This is a genomic window from Salibacter sp., assembly GCF_031581065.1.
Taxonomy (GTDB): Bacteria; Bacteroidota; Bacteroidia; order Flavobacteriales_G; family Salibacteraceae; genus Salibacter.
In genome coordinates, this window is record NZ_JAVLBN010000042.1 from 1 (window position 1) to 19454 (window position 19454).

The 19454-nt window shown below is 42.7% G+C and carries 18 protein-coding genes and 1 tRNA gene; 11 read left to right on the forward strand and 8 right to left on the reverse strand.

The window, feature by feature from the left end:
• From RI557_RS09380 to RI557_RS09415, 8 genes are all read left to right on the forward strand, one after another.
• A partial coding sequence (locus RI557_RS09380; RefSeq protein ID WP_310683440.1) for a glycosyltransferase occupies window positions 1–432 on the forward strand: 432 nt, incomplete at its 5' end.
• A gap of 421 nt (window positions 433–853) precedes the next feature.
• A complete protein-coding gene (locus tag RI557_RS09385) occupies window positions 854–3286 on the forward strand; it encodes a thiamine pyrophosphate-dependent enzyme (protein WP_310683442.1) in 2433 nt (810 codons plus the stop codon).
• Window positions 3287–3318: 32 nt separating this feature from the next.
• Window positions 3319–4125 carry an N-acetylmuramic acid 6-phosphate etherase gene (gene murQ, locus RI557_RS09390; RefSeq protein WP_310683444.1) on the forward strand — a complete coding sequence of 269 codons (807 nt, stop codon included), beginning with the start codon at window positions 3319–3321 and terminating at the stop codon, window positions 4123–4125.
• Between the two features lies 1 nt (window position 4126).
• Window positions 4127–4834, forward strand: coding sequence for a TIGR00730 family Rossman fold protein (locus RI557_RS09395; RefSeq protein ID WP_310668136.1), 708 nt, complete (start codon window positions 4127–4129; stop codon window positions 4832–4834).
• Between the two features lie 139 nt (window positions 4835–4973).
• Window positions 4974–6443, forward strand: a complete 1470-nt coding sequence (locus RI557_RS09400) for a hypothetical protein (protein WP_310683446.1) — start codon at window positions 4974–4976, stop codon at window positions 6441–6443.
• Window positions 6444–6521: 78 nt separating this feature from the next.
• Window positions 6522–8681, forward strand: coding sequence for an SPOR domain-containing protein (locus RI557_RS09405; RefSeq protein WP_310683448.1), 2160 nt, complete (start codon window positions 6522–6524; stop codon window positions 8679–8681).
• 90 nt (window positions 8682–8771) lie between these two features.
• Window positions 8772–10355, forward strand: coding sequence for a S41 family peptidase (locus tag RI557_RS09410; RefSeq protein WP_310683450.1), 1584 nt, complete (start codon window positions 8772–8774; stop codon window positions 10353–10355).
• Window positions 10356–10398: 43 nt separating this feature from the next.
• The gene (locus RI557_RS09415) at window positions 10399–10980 is read left to right on the forward strand and encodes a DUF1573 domain-containing protein (protein WP_310668140.1); all 582 of its coding nucleotides are present in this window, start codon (window positions 10399–10401) and stop codon (window positions 10978–10980) included.
• A gap of 52 nt (window positions 10981–11032) precedes the next feature.
• On the opposite strand, the gene RI557_RS09420 is transcribed toward RI557_RS09415, so the two are convergent.
• From RI557_RS09420 to RI557_RS09450, 7 genes are all read right to left on the reverse strand, one after another.
• The gene (locus RI557_RS09420) at window positions 11033–11626 is read right to left on the reverse strand and encodes a nitroreductase (protein ID WP_310668141.1); all 594 of its coding nucleotides are present in this window, start codon (window positions 11624–11626) and stop codon (window positions 11033–11035) included.
• A gap of 5 nt (window positions 11627–11631) precedes the next feature.
• A complete protein-coding gene (locus RI557_RS09425) occupies window positions 11632–12267 on the reverse strand; it encodes a LuxR C-terminal-related transcriptional regulator (protein WP_310668142.1) in 636 nt (211 codons plus the stop codon).
• A gap of 288 nt (window positions 12268–12555) precedes the next feature.
• On the reverse strand, window positions 12556–13797 hold the full coding sequence (locus tag RI557_RS09430; protein ID WP_310683452.1) for a TonB family protein: 1242 nt from the start codon (window positions 13795–13797) through the stop codon (window positions 12556–12558).
• Window positions 13797–14171 (reverse strand): BlaI/MecI/CopY family transcriptional regulator, encoded by a 375-nt coding sequence (locus tag RI557_RS09435; RefSeq protein ID WP_310668144.1) that lies wholly within the window; start codon window positions 14169–14171, stop codon window positions 13797–13799. Before RI557_RS09435 ends, RI557_RS09430 begins: the two co-directional genes overlap by 1 nt.
• Before the next feature lie 51 nt (window positions 14172–14222).
• On the reverse strand, window positions 14223–15332 hold the full coding sequence (locus tag RI557_RS09440; protein ID WP_310668145.1) for an AI-2E family transporter: 1110 nt from the start codon (window positions 15330–15332) through the stop codon (window positions 14223–14225).
• A complete protein-coding gene (locus tag RI557_RS09445; protein WP_310683454.1) occupies window positions 15329–15973 on the reverse strand; it encodes a hypothetical protein in 645 nt (214 codons plus the stop codon). The genes RI557_RS09440 and RI557_RS09445 overlap by 4 nt, the downstream gene beginning before the upstream one ends.
• Before the next feature lie 3 nt (window positions 15974–15976).
• Complete coding sequence (locus tag RI557_RS09450; RefSeq protein WP_310668147.1) at window positions 15977–16777, reverse strand: TIGR00266 family protein; 801 nt, start codon at window positions 16775–16777, stop codon at window positions 15977–15979.
• Between the two features lie 144 nt (window positions 16778–16921).
• Here RI557_RS09450 and RI557_RS09455 point away from each other — a divergent pair, with 144 nt between their 5' ends.
• Both RI557_RS09455 and RI557_RS09460 read left to right on the forward strand, forming a co-directional pair.
• Window positions 16922–18055: an MFS transporter gene (locus RI557_RS09455; RefSeq protein WP_310683455.1), complete on the forward strand. Its 1134-nt coding sequence runs from the start codon at window positions 16922–16924 to the stop codon at window positions 18053–18055.
• 29 nt (window positions 18056–18084) lie between these two features.
• Window positions 18085–18582, forward strand: coding sequence for a phosphoribosyltransferase family protein (locus RI557_RS09460; RefSeq protein WP_310683456.1), 498 nt, complete (start codon window positions 18085–18087; stop codon window positions 18580–18582).
• On the opposite strand, the gene RI557_RS09465 is transcribed toward RI557_RS09460, so the two are convergent.
• Window positions 18539–19075, reverse strand: coding sequence for a shikimate kinase (locus RI557_RS09465; RefSeq protein ID WP_310683458.1), 537 nt, complete (start codon window positions 19073–19075; stop codon window positions 18539–18541). The genes RI557_RS09460 and RI557_RS09465 overlap by 44 nt on opposite strands.
• A 159-nt stretch (window positions 19076–19234) precedes the next feature.
• On the opposite strand from RI557_RS09465, the gene RI557_RS09470 reads away from it, so the two are divergent.
• A tRNA-Lys gene (locus tag RI557_RS09470) sits at window positions 19235–19307 on the forward strand.
• Window positions 19308–19454 lie beyond the last annotated feature (147 nt).

Genomic DNA, 19454 nt, shown 5'->3' on the forward strand with positions numbered 1-19454 from the left:
CTGCAAATTGTGGGCGAATTCTACGACAGTCCGGATGCGTACACAGACTTAATCCAGAAACACGACCTCACAGGAAAAGTGCATATCGACAACCGATTTGTCCCCAACGAGGATGTGAAACTCTATTTCAGCGCTGCCGACCTGGTGGCACAAACCTACCATACTGCCAGTCAAAGCGGAATCACACAAATCGCTTACCAGTTCAATACCCCGATGCTCGTCACCAATGTTGGCGGATTGAGCGAATTTGTGCCACACGAAAAAGTGGGATTTGTGGTGGAAAAGGATCCGACCGAAATAGCAACTGCAATAAAACGCTTCTTTGATGAAAACCTCACTCAAAAATTCAAGCAGGGCGTTGAGGAAGAAAAAGAAAAATACCTGTGGAGCACTTTTGTGAAAAATATTGAGGAGTTTAGTGATTCACTGTAGGCTGGCGATTGGCTTCATTTGAATATGTAGGATTGCGATGCATCGCAATCCTACATATTCGAATACCATATATAACACAAGGAACGGAACTTCACCTTAACCTTCTCCTCCTCGACCTTTCTACTGACGCTCCGGTCAGCACCTCTGGCTTGACCTTGGCCTTCAACTTTTAACTCCCTATACCTCGGCTCCGCTCGGCAACCGGGTATTTCGCCTTAAAAAACAAGCGATCCTTCAATAAACAATCAACCAAAAACATCATTTGAATGCTCTCGACCTCAATCTCGACCTCAACCTCAACCTCAACCTCAACCTCAATCTAATATTAAATACGCAATAACACTCGTTCTCAACAATCTAAAAAAAGACAGTTTTTTGTATCTTCGCGCCACATCGTTCTCATCTAATAAGAAGACTATACATGGCAAATACAAAAAACGAAGGAGCTGAAGTGGAAGAACTCACACAGCAAGAGTTGAAAGAAGAGATACTAGCCGATTTTAAACTGGCGAATGAAAGTAGAGAGGCGAGTTTACTTGGTCGTAGAGAAGTGCTAACAGGAAAGGCCAAGTTTGGAATCTTTGGAGACGGAAAGGAAATAGCGCAAATAGCACTGGCCAAACAGTTTCAGGAAGGTGACTTTAGATCGGGGTATTACCGCGATCAAACCTGGATGTTAGCAGCAGGCATCATCACACTGGAATCTTTTTATGCTCAATTATACGCTCACGCTGATATCGAATTCGATCCGGCATCAGGTGGTCGCCAAATGAACGCACACTTTTCTACTCGTTCTCTCAACGAAGACGGGACATGGAAAGACTTAACAGCTCAAAAAAATACTTCAACTGATATCAGTCCAACAGCCGGACAAATGTCTCGCTTACTCGGACTGGCACAAGCATCAAAAGTGTACCGTGAATCGGGAGCGCTCAAAGATGTTGAATGGACATCTAAATTTTCGAAAAACGGACAGGAAATCGCTTTTGGATCTATCGGTGACGCCTCAACATCTGAAGGTGTATTTTGGGAAACGCTCAACGCAGCCGGTGTTCTCCAGGTTCCGATGGTGATGTCTGTTTGGGATGACGGATACGGCATTTCAGTTGAAAAGAAATACCAAACAATTAAGGAGAGCATCTCTGAGGCACTCAAAGGATTCCAACGCACTGATGACGCACAAGGATTTGAAATGCTGAACGTGAAAGCATGGGATTACGCTAACCTGTGCCTCACTTACGAAAAAGCAGCTGAGATTGCACGCGAAAAACATATCCCTGTACTCGTTCACGTTGAAGAAGTTACACAACCACAGGGACACTCGACATCTGGTTCGCACGAGCGTTACAAGTCAAAAGATCGTCTCGACTGGGAAAAAGAATTCGATGGTATTGCGCAAATGCGCAACTGGATTCTGAAAAAAGAACTCGCAACTGAAGAGGAACTCGATCAGATCCAAAAAGATGCCAAAAAGCGTGCCCGCGATGCCAAGAAAACAGCACTACAGGAATTCCTCAAGCCGATCAAAGCAGAAAAGGCCGAGGCGATGAAATTGATGGAACCGGTAGTGGCAGCCAGCGCAAACAAAGCATTTTTAAATAAAGACATCAAAGAGCTCAGCGATAACAAAGAGCCTCTTCGCAAAGACATTATGGTCGTAGTGAAAAAAGTACTCCGCTCTACCAGAAATGAGCAGAGCAACGAGCGCGACCAACTGCTAAACTGGTTCAGGAATTACGACCAAACCAGCAAAGATCGCTACGACAAACACCTCCACTCTGAGAGTGACCTCTCAGCTACAAACGTCAAAACGGTTCACGCAACTTACCCGTCAGAACCGGAAATGAAAGACGGTCGCGAAATACTGCGCGACAACTTCGATTACATTCTCAAAAACCGTCCTGAGGTACTCATATTTGGTGAAGACTCAGGAAAGATTGGTGGTGTGAACCAGGGACTTGAAGGATTACAGGAAAAATACGGTGTAGATCGCGTATCCGATACCGGAATTCGTGAAAACACAATCATCGGTCAGGGAATTGGAATGGCGATGCGCGGCTTGCGCCCAATCGCTGAAATCCAGTACCTCGATTACCTCCACTATTGCATTCAGGTACTTTCTGATGATCTGGCAACATTGCGCTACAGAAGTGCCGGTGGACAAAAAGCACCACTCATCGTCAGAACCAGAGGTCACCGCCTCGAAGGTATTTGGCACAGTGGTTCACCAATGGGCATGATCATCAACTCTGTTCGCGGAATACACGTTTGTACACCTCGCAACATGGTACAGGCAGCCGGAATGTACAACACACTCTTAGAAGGCGATGAACCGGGAATCGTAATCGAATCGCTCAACGGTTACCGAATCAAAGAAGCTGTGCCTGAAAATGTTGGCGAATTCAAAGTTGAACTCGGTAAAATAGATGTGGTTAAAGAAGGTGAAGACGTAACAGTCGTGACTTACGGCTCTATGGTAAGAATGGCTGAAGAAGCTGCTAAAATTCTTGCTGAAGCAGGAATATCAGTGGAAGTTGTTGACGTACAAACGCTGCTCCCATTCGACCTGAATCACGAGACCGTTCAATCACTTCAAAAAACGAATCGCGTTGTATTTGTCGATGAAGATGTTCCTGGTGGAGCTTCAGCTTACATGATGCAACAAGTACTGGCTGAACAAGGCGGTTATTACCACCTCGACTCAGAACCGGTAACACTCACAGCTAAAGCGCATCGTCCGGCTTACGGATCTGACGGTGACTACTTTAGCAAGCCATCAGTCGATGATATTTACGATGCCGTTTACAACCTCATGCACGAGTTCAATCCGGCAGAATATCCAACAATTTACTAATAGTTGAGGAGGGTTCGCCCTCCTTTTTTACGATGAGTAAAACAACCGAATCAACTTCGCACTACGATCATCTGGAAAAGATGAGCACGAGAGATTTGCTCGTAAACATGAACCGTGAAGATGAAAAAGTAGCTGCTTCGGTCAGAGCACAAATTCCACAAATTGAAAAGCTGGTCGATCAAATTGCCGACAGAATGCTTTCAGGCGGCAGGTTGTTTTACCTGGGCGCAGGAACCAGCGGCAGACTGGGGATTTTAGACGCATCTGAATGTCCGCCAACATTTGGTGTTGACCACGGACTCGTTATCGGGTTGATTGCCGGTGGTGATGGCGCAATTAGAAAAGCCGTTGAAAAAGCTGAAGATGATGCTGATCTGGGCTGGAAGGATTTACTCGATTACGATATTTCTGAAAATGATTCTGTAGTTGGTATCGCAGCATCAGGTACAACCCCTTACGTTGTTGGTGCCTTGAAACACGCCAATGAAAAAAGTATTTTAACCGGTTGCATAACCTGCAATGAAAATACTCCTGTTGCTGAAGCAGCTCAATATCCAATTGAAGTTGTTGTGGGACCTGAGTTCGTCACCGGAAGCACGCGGATGAAAGCCGGGACAGCTCAAAAAATGGTTCTGAACATGATCAGTACAAGCGTAATGATTAAATTGGGGCGTGTTGAAGGAAACAAAATGGTAGATATGCAATTGAGCAACGCCAAACTCGTTGAAAGAGGGACCAAAATGGTGAGCGAAGCAACCGGACTCAGCAAAGAGGAAGCAAAAAAAGAATTGTTAACTCACGGCAGTGTTCGCAAAGCTGTGCAGGCTAATAAAAAGTAACATGAGCAGAGAAGACAAAGTCAAAAAAGCATTTGAAGATAAGAGCTGGAACGAGATCAAAACAACCGACAGCTGGCAGGTCTTTAAGATGATGAGCGAAATCGTTGAAGGCTTTGAGAAAATGGGGAAGATTGGCCCGTGTGTTACTGTTTTTGGATCTGCCCGAACCAAACCAGACACTCGCTATTACGACCTCGCTGAACAAATTGCTTTCAACCTCACCCAACAGGGCTACGGTGTTATTACAGGTGGTGGTCCCGGAGTAATGGAAGCAGCTAACAAAGGCGCCAGGCGTGGTAAAGGAAAATCTGTTGGACTCAACATTGACCTTCCTTTTGAGCAGCATTCCAATGAATACATCGACCCCGATAAACTCATCAACTTCGATTATTTCTTCGTTCGCAAGCTCATGTTTGTAAAGTATTCGCAAGGCTTTATTGTGTTGCCGGGAGGATTTGGAACACTCGATGAACTTTTTGAAGCCCTTACACTTATCCAAACAAACAAAATCGGGAAGTTTCCTATCATACTCGTTGGCAAAGATTTTTGGGGTGGTATGCTCGATTGGATTAAAAAAACCCTTTTAGAGCAAGAACACAACATCAGCGAGCCCGATATGTACATCTTTAAACTCGTTGACACGGCTGATGAAGCAATCGAAGAAATAGACAGCTTTTACTCTAAGTACCTCCTACGGCCGAACTTCTAGATCAACAACCTTTCAACACGTTATGAACAAGGTTGTGAACAGGATATTCACAATTTTTTGTTCAAACTTTAAAAAGGTGTTCGCGCGTAACAGGTGAGTGATCGAATAGCTTTGTTAAACACCAATTAAGTGCAAAGCCATGTTTAAGTTTCTCTTACTTCCACTTCAAATTCTCCTCATTGCCGGAATCACATCAGTCGTTTCTAAAAGCATTACCATCACTCAGGAAGCCCCTGAGCGCATTGATACAATGAGCTCCTGTACAGTTTCAGTAACTGTAAACAAAGGAGATGTTGAAGGCTTTGCTAAATTTCAACATCTGTTCCCTTATGGTGTGGAAATTGAACCGATTGAAACGAAAGGAGCTACTTTCACCTATGCCCAGCGCAAAATGAAAATTATTTGGATGGCACTTCCTGAAGAAGAATCTTTCACCGTAAAATACAAACTAACCGTAACCGATCCATACGTGGTTGAAGTCGATTTAGGTGGGACTTTTTCTTATCTCGAAGAAAATAAACGCATGACTTACACCGTGCCAACTGAAAAACTGAATGTTGGTCCAAGCGAAGAGGAACTCAAAAAACAGCGCAATCCATACGCTTATGTTTACCGCGAAGTTGAAGATTTGGGAGACAACCGCTATAAAATAAAGATCAACGTCAACTCACAGTATCTAAATGGTTTTGGAAAAATACAGGACGTAGTTCCTTACAAAGCAACTGCTGAAGCAAACAATAAAAGTGAATCTGTATTTTCACAGGTTGACGAAAAAGTGAAATTCGTGTGGATGAGCATGCCCGAAAGCGATACTTTCTCCGTTTCTTACACAGTTGATTTATCTGAGACAGAGTCTAAAAGCATTGAGGGTATCTCAGGTGAACTCTCTTTCCTTCACGAAAACAAAACGCAAAAAGCTGAGATCATGAGCGAGCCGCCAACAGGTGACGAGCAAGAGATGCTCGCCTCAAATGAAACTCCTGCCAAAGAAGCTGAAGAAGAAGTTACTGAGGAACCAGCTCAGCAACCAGAGGAGGAAAAAGAAGAAAAAGAAGCATCTGCTGAAGAAAATATTCAACCACAGTCAGAACCGGAGCCAGAGGATACGGTTACCGAAAAGCCGGCTGATGAGGGATCTGACAGTGAAGAAAAAGTAGAACAGCCTGAACCTAAAGACCAAATAAGCGATGAAGAATTAGCCGAAAAATACCTCACTGAAGACGAAAAAACTGATGAATCATCCACCCCAGATAACTCGGCTGTAGCTGACACAAAAAAGAAGTCTGAAAAAGAGAAAATTACATCTGTTCAGGATCCTGTAAAAGGAATCGAATATCGCGTGCAAATTTTAGCAGGTCACAAAAATGTTAAAGCACCTTACATCGAGAAAAAGTACAACTTTACAAATCAGTTTTTCATGGAAAACCACGAAGGCTGGATCAAGTACACAACGGGGAGTTTTGGGGTTTACAAACAAGCTCGTGACGGTCGCGAAAACATCAAATCATCCTTCAATTTCCCCGGTCCATTTGTTGTAGCTTACAACGAAGGCGACCGCATAACTGTGCAGGAAGCACTTATGATAACCAATCAAAATTGGGTTCAGTAGCATAAAATTTGGTATCGTTTCACAATAATTGCTTACTTTAGATCAGTTTTACAGCTCTAAAATAAAACCGACCAAACTGTGAGATTGATTTTACGCCATACAGTAGCACTATTTTTATCACTGACAACCCTTGTAGCTACTGGCCAAAAAGCTCAGGATAACCAGGAAACAAGCAATGATTCAACAGACACTGAAAAGGTGTGGAAACCAACATTCACTTTGGGTAGCGGTGTCCTTACCTATTACGGTGATCTAAGCAAAGGATTCAGAATCAACAGACCATCAAACAGCCAGTTTGCTTTTAGGCTGGGCGTTGAGCAAAAAGTTACCGATTACCTCGATGCTGAGCTCTACCTCCTCTATGGAAATGTAGCCGCTAACGAGCGTTCACTCAATTTCAACCGAAACTTCAGCACGTCAATAACAGCCGGAGGCGTTCAGGTAAAATACAACTTCCACCACTTATTAAAAGAAAACAGAACTGCAGAACCGTATATTGGAGTTGGTTTTGAAGTACTCGAATTCAACGCCAAAACAGATCTTTACGATGAGTACGGAAACACTTATCACTACTGGGATGACGGAACTATCAGGAACCTTCCCCAAACTCAAGAAAATCAAAATAGAGCAATACGCATTCAGCGCGATTACGAATACGAGACAGATGTTCGCGAGCTCTACTCTGAACAATTAGGATATTACGACAACTTCGCCTTTGCAATTCCGGTAAGTGCCGGAATGAGCATCAACCTCACATCGCGCTTTAGGTTTGACTTTGGCGCTACTTACCATTTCACTTTCACTGATAAATTGGATGGTTCAACGCCATCACTTTGGTCAGAACCGAAAGGTGACTCCCAAAACGATCAACTACTCTACGTAGGAGCCGGCCTTAGTTTCAACCTCAACAAAGACAAAACTCCAAAATCAGGGCCTAAAAAAGATCCTTACGCCAATGATGATCCTTTTGTTGCAGATGTACAGGACGACCTCGATCAGGATGGAATCGTCAACCTTTGGGATCAATGCCCTAACACACCTGTTGGAATTCCGGTTGATGAAAAAGGTTGTGCAGTTGACACCGATGGCGATGGCGTTCCGGATTACAAAGACGAAGAATTGAATACTCCTCAAAACTCACCTGTTGATTCACTTGGCGTAGCACTATCTGATGAACAATTAGCTGAAATGGCTCGCCAATTCAATGACACAACCGGTAACTACTCACCTATTGACAACGAAACATACACAGTTGATGTGACTGCGATCAGAACCCAAAGAACCCGCAACGTTCGCGATAGAAGTTACGCAGTTAAAATTGGTGAGTTTGACGAATCAATTCCTGATGAGTTGATCAATGAAATTCTATCTCTACCAGATGTTGAAACATTTGACAAAAATGGAACTATCATAGTAGCTTTAGGTGACTATAGCTCTATTGCTAAGGCAACTGAAAAACGCGGAGAGCTGAAACAACAGGGAATCGACAGTGAAGGTGTTATTTCTCGCGATAAATTAGGTAATGTAAAAGATATCGCTGACGCTGGTACCGGTTCAACTTCAGGTTCTCAAGGTGGTTCTGCAGGAAGGTCTGGTGGTACTTCAGGTTCTGACGGTGAAAAAGCCAGAAGTCTTGAGGGAAAAACAGTAGATAAAAACAGAACCGTTTACCGTGTTCAAATTGGTGCCTTCTCCAAGAAACCAAACAGAAGAACATTGAGTAAAGTTCCAGATCTCGTTAGTTTTAAAGGAAAAGACGGTCTTATCAGAGCTTATGCAGGAGAATTTACCAATTATAAAAAAGCTGCAGAACTCAAAATTGAGATGATCCAAAAAGGATACGATGGCGCTTATGTAGTTGCTCTTAGAGGCGGAGACAGAATCACGCTCCAGGAAGCGAAAGCAACTGTTGTACAGGATGATCTTGGTGTTCCAAAAGATCGCAAACTCACAGAGGAGGAAAAAGAAAGCAACTTGAGGTTTAAAGTTCAGATTGGTGCATTCAAGAAAGAAGTTCCTACAGCTACGCTTGAAAAATACATGCAACTCGATAACCTCGAGCAAAAACAACAGCCTAATGGTGTTACAAAATATGTTGCCGGAGACTTTAAATCTTATGAAGCTGCTAAAGCATTTAAAGATGAACTGAGAAAACAGGGATTTGATGGAGCATTTGTAGTAGGCGAATGGAAAGGTCAAATCTTCTCAGCAGAAAAGGCTATAGAGTTGTCTAAATAACAACGCTTAACTTTATTTAGGATTTTCAAAGTATTACATTGCGCCAAAATTAGCATTATAGCTATTTTGGCGCGATTAATTTTTACACTTATGCGAAAGATACTTTTCACCGGATTGTTGATACTTGCATTTTCAACGAATGGTCTTCAAGCTCAAAAAGATGCAGAAGCTGAAAAGAAAATTCAGAGTTTTTTGAGATATGTAGAACTGGCCTACGTAGATTCTGTCAATGCTAACGAATTAGTTGAAACAGCTATTCGTTCAGTACTCGAAGATCTCGATCCTCACTCTGTTTATATCCCTAAAAAAGATGTTAAACGAGCCAATGAACCACTCGTTGGAAAATTTGAAGGAGTTGGAATTCAGTTCAATATTCTCAAAGATACGATTGTTGTTGTTTCCCCTATCCCGGGCGGACCGAGTGAAAAGCTGGGAATTAAATCGGGAGATAAAATCATCGAGATCAACGATTCTACTGTAGCCGGTGTTGGTTTTACCAACCAGGATGTAGTTGACAACCTGAGAGGTCCAAAAGGATCTGAAGTGGATGTAGCTATAAAAAGAAGAGGTGTAAAAGAACTTCTCGATTTCACCATCAAGCGCGATAAAATTCCTATTTATTCTGTTGACGCCAGTTACATGGCTGAACCGGGTGTTGGTTACATCAAACTCAACCGCTTTGCTGCAACATCTATGGATGAAATCAACACAGCAATGGATTCCCTAAAAGAAGCGGGAATGGAAAATATGATTCTGGATTTACGCGGTAATAGCGGTGGCTACCTCAACGTGGCAATCGAGTTAGCTGATCAATTCCTCAAAGATGATCAACTTATCGTGTACACTGAAGGGCGCGCGTTCAAAAGAGCCGAACAGTACGCTACCAAAAAAGGAGAATTTGAAAAAGGAAAGCTCATCGTACTCATCGATGAAGGATCAGCATCAGCGAGTGAGATTGTTTCAGGTGCGGTTCAGGACTGGGATCGCGGATTGGTTATTGGACGCAGATCATTTGGAAAAGGACTGGTTCAAAAAGAGTTCAAATTATCAGATGGCAGTGCACTGAGGTTGACAATCTCTCGCTACCACACTCCGAGCGGAAGATGTATTCAGCGTCCTTACGAAGATGGAAAAAAGGCTTATTACCAGTCGATCTATGACAGATTAGGTAATGGCGAGCTCGTCAATCCTGATAGCATTGATTTACCAGATTCTCTTCATTACGAAACACTGAAAAAAGGTAGAACAGTTTATGGTGGTGGTGGCATCATGCCTGATATTTTCGTTCCGGCCGATACTTCCCGCGGATCTGACTATTACGGAAAAGTAATCCGCAAAGGAATAATCAATGACTTTTCTCTCAATTATCTCGATCAGAACCGAAAAAAGCTCGAGCGTAAGTACAAAACTGTTAATGAATTCATAAACAATTTTGAGGATGAAAACCTCCTGAAAGAATTTATCGCCTATGCTGAAGAGGAAGGTGTAGAAAAGAATGAAGAGGATATTGAAAAATCAAAGTCTCTGTTAACCAACTCTCTAAGAGGCTTAATTGCGCGCGGACTTTACGGTTCAAGTGCTTATTATCAACTCACCAACAAAAGTGACGATGCTTATAACAAAGCATTGAAAACTTTTAAAAGCGATTGGTTTGATCGCCTTGATTCAAAATAATTAAAACAGTTTGTTAAATTTGAACGACTAAAATTGATAGACTATGAATGACCAAATGAAAGAAAACATCAAATTCGCATTGTTAGTAGTAATCGCAGCTACTGTAATCTACGGAACTTTTATCAAAGAAGATCCAATTCCGAGAAGATCCAATACTGCTCAAGCGTCAAACAATCGCAACCAACAAGCCCAGCAGCAACCTCAAAACAATCAGCAGCAAAGCATGCAACAGCAAATGCAGGAGCAATTGCGCAAACAGCAACAACAAAAGCAGCAACAGCAGCCACCAAAACCACAGGGCCCTCCAACGTCAGTGAACTTTGCTCAAAAAGCACATGACTTTGGTCAAATCAAGCAGCAAACAACAAATGAAAAAGTATTCAAATTCACGAATACCGGAGAAAATCCATTGATTATTCAATCAGCAAAAGGATCATGCGGATGTACAGTTCCTGAATATCCTAAAGAACCAATTGCTCCGGGTGATGAAGGAGAGATTAAAGTTGTTTACAAACCCGGAAAACAAAAAGGTCGTCAAAGCAAAACTGTTACTATTCAGGCAAACACAAACCCTCCTCAAACAGTTCTCAACATTACAGCTAATGTTGAAGAAGTAGGATCTTAATTCAAACGAACTTAGAATACTAAAAAAGGCCCGCTTGACGGGCCTTTTTTTATTATTTTGTAATAAACTCTGTGACTTTTCGCCTTTCCATTCTCATGGTTTTCCGCGGCCACTCTAAATCAGGATAACCGATGAAGAACATTCCCAGACAGAGATCTTTTTCACCAATTCCCAAAAACTCTTTCATTTCATCAGTGTATGTGAGTCCGCCAGAACCCCAGTAAGCAGCCAGGCCGTAAGCACTGCAGGTAATGTGCATGTTTTGAACTGCGGCAGCAACAGCTGCAATCTCTTCTTCAACCGGAATACTTTCCTTTTCGTCACGTTGCATCACGATCGCAATAACGGCTGAAGATTTCAATGGACGCTCTCTCAGTTTCCTGTATTTCATCTCCTTGAATTTCTCTGGCGGAGTAATTTTTTTGTACGTTTCGCTATGCCATTCAGCAAAACGTTTCAACCCGTCTTCCATGAAAACCTTGAATCGCCAGGGTTGAGTGAGTTTGTGAGTTGGTGCCCAACGCGCATTTTCCAGCAATACTTCAATTAGCTCTTTGTGTACCTTACGATCTGAGAATTGCTCAGGATAAATACTACGTCTGGTTCTAATACATTCATTTATCTCGCTTACATTGAAACGCATCATAACTTCTATTCTTTATTATCGTTTTGCAAAGTTATTTCATAAAAGTCATCTTCTAATACAGGAAAAACGACTTTGTTATCGTAAGCCCATTTCACAAGACCTACTGTACTGTGAACATCCAGCTTTTTTGAAAGTTTATACCTGATATTCTCAACAGTCCGCTGGCTCTTACCCAAAAAATGGGCAATTTGCTTGCTGCTACTATCACGGCAAAGCCAGTACAACACATCATACTCAGCTTGTGACAGTTGTGTATTGATACTGGAATGATCAAAAGTGGGAATAGATTCTTCAGCTTTATATCGGTCAGAACCGATAGAATTGAGAATTAGGAGTAAGTCCTCAGGCCCAGCGTTTTCAGTAATAAAGTAGCGAACGCCAAAATCACGCTGTAAAACCGGAATATGAACAGATGATTGAAAGCCCAACGCGATTACAACCTGCAGGAGTTCCACGAGCTCCTTAGCCAGTTTGTAATCACACCAGGCTAACTCAGGGATTTCACAAACCACAACATCTCCAGCTTCAACAGTGGTTAAATGAAATTCTTCCACTGTCAAAAGCTGAACCTGATGCTTTGGTTTCAATAATTCCAACAAATGCCCGCCAAATAGCTTATTCTCTACAACTATCCTAACCACCTTTCAAATGTAAGAAGGATTTGTGTATAATTGAATAAGTTTCTTACAGGCATTCTCTCAAGGGGTCAACGGGGGGAGTGCGAGACGACTTTATTGATGCTCCAAATATTGACCAATAAAAGGAAAAGGGCAATGAGTAAAAATACTCACTGCCCTCACTCACAAGTTAACCCATAGATTGAACCAAATTTAATTGGCTTACATATAACTAATTCGCTATTAACAAATTGACCTGTGTATATTAGTTTAAGTAATACTCTTTTTCAATTCGTTAAGTTGCTGTAATAGCTATTTCTCTTTCTGGTTTTCCTCTTTTTCACCTTTTAAAGTGAAACGAATAGGCAAGTTGAATTCGACCGGAACAGCATGACCGTCTTTGTGAACTCCAGGTTCCCAATCGGGCATATTGGCGATTGCATCTTTAGCAGCCTGATCTAATTCTGGACTCAATCCTTTAAGGACTTTAACATTACTTATACTACCATCTTTATCAATAACAAAACTGCAATAAACAACACCTGACACCCCATCACTTTTAGCAGCCTCTGGGTATACAATATTTTTACTCAGGTAATTAATTAGCTCCTTTTGACCACCGGGAAATTCCGGATTAACTTCAACATTTTTAAAATCTGCTGTCTCTATTTCACTTTGAACAGTTTTGGCCTGTTCCCCTGTTTGGTCATGTTTTTCTTCAGTACACGACTTTAGTACGAGCGCTGAACCACTCACAAGAGTGATTACAGTAAATAAACGTAGCCAGTGAATAGGCTTTTTTGATTTGTTGATCATATCGATTCTCCGTTTTAGTGGCGACTCCCGGGCAAACATCGAGTACAACGAAACCGCGCGAATTCCGAGTGATGCGCTCAAAAGCACCTGTTTATAATCATTAATATTTTTCTCATTTTCTAAAATACCCTGATCGGCCAGGAACTCGTGGTTCATTTTGACTTGTTTTCTCAGCAGCCAAAAAAGCGGGTTGAACCACGCCACAACCTGAAAGAGCTCCATAACAAGCAAATCAAGGTAGTGAGCTTGTTCTACGTGAATTTTTTCGTGATTGATAATGTAAGTGAGTGATTGCTCTTCCTTAAACTGAGTAGGAATAAACACCTTATTCAGGAATGAAAATGGTTGCTCAAAATCACCCAGGAAAACGCCTTCATGCTTTTCAACACTTTTACGGGTTTCTAAAAAGGCTGTAAGTGTGTTTTTCAATGATAGTACAACACCAATGATCAGAACCGAAATCAGCCCGATAGTGAGGTAATCGGTTTGCCGGTCCTGGCTCTGACCGTTACCGTTACCAATTACAATCTCTTCCATGTTGATTGTATAGCCTTCCAAAACCGTGATAGACTGCGACCACGGCAAAAAGTAAAGCGCCACAAAAACGAATGGAACGAGAATCAAAAAGAATCGGTTGAAACGAAAAGTCGTGGTGTTTTTCAGCAAAGTAAAATAGAGCAATGCTGAAATGGCAATTCCGATATTTAGCCAAATAATGGGTTCGATAATCTGGTTCATCACTTCTCCTTTTTTATGTCGTTTAAAATTTCATCTAACTCGCTAACTGAAAGTTCTTTCTCCTTCAGGAAAAAGGATAACATACTTGACGGACTACCCTGGAAGTAATTACCCAGCAGTTTTTTAACCTGAGTTTTTGCGTAGTCTGCTTTTGAAATTTTTGGGAAATACTGATGCGTGCGCCCGTAACTCCTGTGATCGACAAAACCTTTGTCTTCCAGGATGCGAACAATTGTGGAAACCGTATTATAAGCCGGTTTTGGATCGGGTAAATCTGCCAGGATCTCTTTTACAAATGCCTGCTCCTTTTGCCACAGCACCTGCATGATTTCTTCCTCGGCTTGTGTGAGTTGTTTGGAGTTTTTCTTTTTCATACTCCAAACTTATAACTAAATTTTTAGTTTTTCAACTATTTTTATAGTTAACTAATCTTCATCCCCTACTTCGCTGGTTATTCGCTTGATAAATTTAAACTCTGAGAAAAACTCCCTGGCAACGATGCGGATAAAACTGTAGGCCGGAACTGCTATCACCATTCCAATGATACCTGCGAGCTGACCGGCAACCAAAATCACCAAAAAGATCTCCAGCGGATGTGCCTTGATTGAATTGGAAAAAATGAGTGGCTGAAAAACGATATTATCAGTCAATTGAACAATGAGAAAGACCGAGCCTACTTTTAAAACAAATGGTAACAGCTCAGTTGAGAATTCCATATCGAGGTTGGTGGTAATAGCGATGATCATTCCAAACACGGCACCAATAAGCGGACCTATATACGGAATCACGTTGATCATTCCGGCAAAGAACCCGATAACAAGTGCGTTATCAACTCCCAGTATTGTGAGCGATACACTCACAAAAGTGGTAATCATGCTCACCTGAATAATAAGCCCGATGAAATAACGAGTAAGCGTTTTCTGCGCCCTTTCGGTTACTTTCTTTGCTTTTTCAAGGTATTGATCAGGAACAATGGCTTCAATCAATAAATGCAAAATCCAGCGGTCTTTCAGCAGAAAAAAAGTGATGAATGAAATGGAGAAAAAAGCCAACACAAAACTGCCAACTCCGCTCATCACCGATGTAAAAAATGTTGGTATGTGCCCAACATCCAAAAACGACAAAATCTTTTGTTTCATGTACTCGCGGCTGCTCCCTGAATCATCAGGACGTAAGTTGAACTGATCGATTTTATCCTCAATAAAGGTCATGGACGGGTTGAGCGACTCGTAAACATCTTTCAGTTCAATCTCTGAAAGTATCTTAATCTCCTTTGCCAGCAGTGGTGTAAAAACGTTCACGAAAACAGACAGAATCCCGTAAACCAGCAAAATAGAAATGAGTGCCTTGAGCCAATTTGGAAGATGAAACTTTTTGATTTTCACCTGATCCAGGATACGCATAACAGGCGTGAGCACGATGCTGAGCACGATGGAAACAACCACGTAAACAACGATATTGCGCACATACCAAAGTATCACCAACGCAAAAAGGGTGAAAATTATCCCGATTATTTTCCTCAGCCTGGAATTCATTTTACAAGTTTTAAAAGTAGATCAGGCTCAATTTTATGCGACCCGTTGTAATTGACTAAATCAAAATCGACTCCCACCGATTTGAGTTTTGTGGTAAACTCCTTCAATCGCTCCTCAGCGATAAACTCATCTTCATCTCCCACAACGAGTTGTGTATTGCATTTATTTAAAATGTTAATTCCTTCATTATGCAAAACATCTTGCGGTATATCACTCGCCCAGCAAATGAGTTTTTCAACTTTAAAAGGCGTTTCCACCAGCCATCTGCAAAGCGTGGGCACTCCCTGCGAAAAACCGATTGCCACTATGCTGTGGTTTTTGTTCACTCCCGCATCGGTCAGAACCGAATTGAGCAATCGTTTATTATCGGCTATATCGACCTCCCTGTCATCTTTCGTCATCCAGCTGGCCACTACTCTACCTCCGGTTCCCTGCCAGTAAAAGCGGTGCATGCCCTCAGGCAAAATCACCACCGATTGGTCATCGACAAGTTTCAAAAATTTTCGGCTGAAAAACTCGGCCAGCATGCCGTAGCCGTGAGTGGCAAAATACACGGTTTTGGTCTTTTCCGTGATCTGACCGAGTTGATAATACCGAACTGTTTTATCGAATGAGAATTGCTTCTTTTCTACTTCACGCATGCATTAAAACTTGTTATCACCACCAATCAAATCTCCCAGTCCGCCAAGGACGCTTCCTTCACCTCTTCTTTTACCGCCCATTTTTGGTGTGGAGGCGATGATGCGCTCTGCAAGACGGCTAAACGGCAGCGACTGAACCCAAACTTTCCCGGGACCGGTTACCGAAGCAAAGAAAACTCCCTCACCGCCAAAAAACGTGTTTTTGATTCCGCCCACGTACTCGATATTGTAATCGACATCCTGCGTAAAAGCCACCAAACAGCCGGTATCAACCTTGATCGTTTCGCCCGGTTTTAGTTCGCGCTCCACGATTGTTCCACCAGCATGGACAAAAGCCATCCCATCACCTTCCAGTTTTTGCATGATGAAGCCCTCACCACCAAAAAATCCGCGACCGAGGCGTTTGCTGAATTCAATTCCAACAGAAACTCCTTTAGCCGCACAAAGGAAAGCATCTTTTTGACAAATAATTTTTCCGCCTTTTTCACTGAGGTCGAGCGGAATCACTTTTCCCGGATAAGGAGACGCAAACGTGACGTGACTTTTCGTGTGTCCCTGGTTGGTGTAAGCCGTCATGAATAAATTCTCCCCGGTCAGAACCCGTTTCCCGGCCGAAAAGAGTTTCCCCATCAGGCCGCTCGACTGGTTTGAGCCATCACCAAAGATGGTATCCATGTGAATATCGCTGTTCATGCTCATGAGTGCACCCGGCTCAGCTACTACCGCTTCCTGCGGATCGAGCTCAATTTCAACGCACTGCATTTCTTCGCCAATAACTTTGTAATCTATTTCGTGGTTGTTCATTTTTTCGTGTTTTGATTATTCTCATCGAAAATAAAAACTACTGTTAAATCTCTGACAAAATTTAGTCTTAAAAAGCATTTTCTACTCCTTAAAACACTTCCTTTGCACGCTATGATTCAAAGGTATGGGAAACAGTTTTGGATAATGTGTGCAAGCTCGGTATTTTTCTTCTCGAGCTTCAACATGATCATTCCCCAATTACCTGCTTATCTAACCCAGCTTGGCGGTGAAGACTACAAGGGGTTAATCATTTCGCTCTTCACGCTCACAGCAATGCTCTCAAGGCCTTTCAGCGGTAAGTTAGCCGATAAAGTTGGCCGAATTCCGGTCATGATCTTCGGGTCGGCTATTTGTTTTATCGCGAGCGGACTCTACCCGCTTATTGGCGGTGTGGCTTCTTTTTTGCTGTTGCGGTTTTTTCACGGGTTCAGTACGGGTTTTAAACCCACCGGCACCTCAGCTTATGTAGCGGATATTATTCCCGCCAACAAACGCGGTGAAGCGATGGGTATTTTGGGGATTTTCAACAGCACCGGAATGGCTTTAGGCCCGTCAATTGGCGGCTGGATTGCGGCCAACTACACAACTGATGTTCTCTTTTACACGAGTGCCGCTTTTGGTTTGATGTCTGTTCTCGTTTTGGTGGGATTGAAAGAAACAGTAAAAAAACCGGAGCCCTTTTCGCCCAAACTACTGAAAATGAAAGTCTCTGAGTTTTACGAACCGCGAGTTGTGGGTCCGTCAGTTACAATGATGCTCACCGTTTTCTCCTTTGGCATTGTGCTCACCATTATTCCCGATTTCAGCGTTCACCTGGGATTTGAAAATAAAGGCATCTTTTTCACCGTATTCGTGATCGCTTCGTTGTTCATCAGGCTGATTGCCGGTAGAGCCAGCGACCGGTTCGGACGAGTAAAAGTTTTGCGGTTTTCATCGATCAGTGTTTCCATCGCGATGTTGTTGATCGGGTTTGCTTCTACTCAATGGCATTTGATTGGTGCTGCCATACTTTTTGGAATGGCTGTGGGCACGAATAGTCCAACCGTTTTTGCGTGGACCATCGACCTTAGTCGCGAAGAAGCCAGAGGAAAAGCCATGGCTACTATGTACATTGCTTTGGAAGTTGGAATTGGGACAGGCGCGTTGTTATCGGCCGCTATTTACGACAACGATCCGGCTAATTTCTCCTGGGCATTTTGGGTGGGATCAATCAGTGCCTTTATCGCTTTCCTCTATTTGTTTACCTGGGAAAAACGGTACCAGCACAAATACGAGTAATTCTTAAGTTTGTAAACACAACGAGCATTATGAACAAGAGCAAGATTTTAAATCACGAACAGATTCAGCAAAAGATAAGGCGCATCGCTTACCAAATCGTGGAAAACAACATCGAGGAGGAAAGTTTGTATTTTGTGGGTGTTGAGCCACGCGGTTCCATCCTCTGTGACCGGCTGGCCACTGAGGTGAATAAGATCAACTCGACTAAAATTGTTTCGGGAACCATCAAGCTCGATAAGGATCACCCGCTTGAGAAGGACGTTCAGTGCTCGCTGGATCTGACCGAAACGAAAAACAAAACCATCATCCTGATTGACGATGTGCTCAATACCGGAAAGGCGTTGATTTATGCGGCAAATCACCTGTTACAGTCAGAACCGAAATCCATACAAACCGTGACGCTCGTTGACCGCAGGCACCGCCTCTTCCCCATCCGTGCCGATTATGTGGGATTGACGCTCGCCACTACGCTGCAGGAGCATATTAGCGTGGAGTTTGGCGATGAGGATATTGCGTGGTTAAAGTAGTTGCCAGCTCATTTAGTTTTTGCGCATTGAGTCCTTTAGCCGGGAATTCTAAGTGTGCTTTTTTGTAAAAAGGCTCTCTTTTTTCGAGCATTTTTGTGATAAAAACCTTCAATTCTTCATCATTTTTACCGGCAATCAGGGGACGTTTCGATTTCTCATTTTTGAGTCTGCTCGCCAGGAAAGCCGGCTCAGCCTTGAGGTAAACCACTACACCATTGGCGAGCATCCAGTCCATATTTTCGTGAAATACAGGTGTTCCGCCACCTGTTGAAAGCACGTAATGGTCAGAGCCGTGGAATTTGCGCAATCGTTGCTTTTCGATCTCCCGGAAAGTATTCTCGCCTTTGGTCTCAAAAATGGAAGCGATGGATTGTTGTTCCTTTTCTTCGATAAGATGGTCTAAATCGTAAAAAGAACAGCCCGTTTTATTGGCGAGTTTCCTGCCAACAGTGGTTTTCCCCGATCCCATGAAGCCGATAATGAATATTTGCATGAATTTTTTTTACGGTTCAAAGAAAAACATAACTCCCTCACGGACAAAATGGAAAAAAGCCTGTTAAAACGGGGGACGAAAAAATATTTAGAAAAAAGTAAAAGTTGGTTTGTGATTTAAAACAGGGCTTCTATATTTGCAGTCCCATTTTGGAAAGGAGATCTGGTAGCTCAGTTGGTAGAGCATCTCCCTTTTAAGGAGAGGGTCCTGGGTTCGAGCCCCAGCCAGATCACAAAAGTCTCAACTGCTCAGTTGGGACTTTTTTTATGCCCAATTTTTCGATTTCAGGAAGAATTTGATGGTTTTTCGGTTTTCGCTGTTCGTGCTTTGGGTTTAAATGCATGAATTTCAGTTTTGATTTGTAGAAATGCGAAGCTTC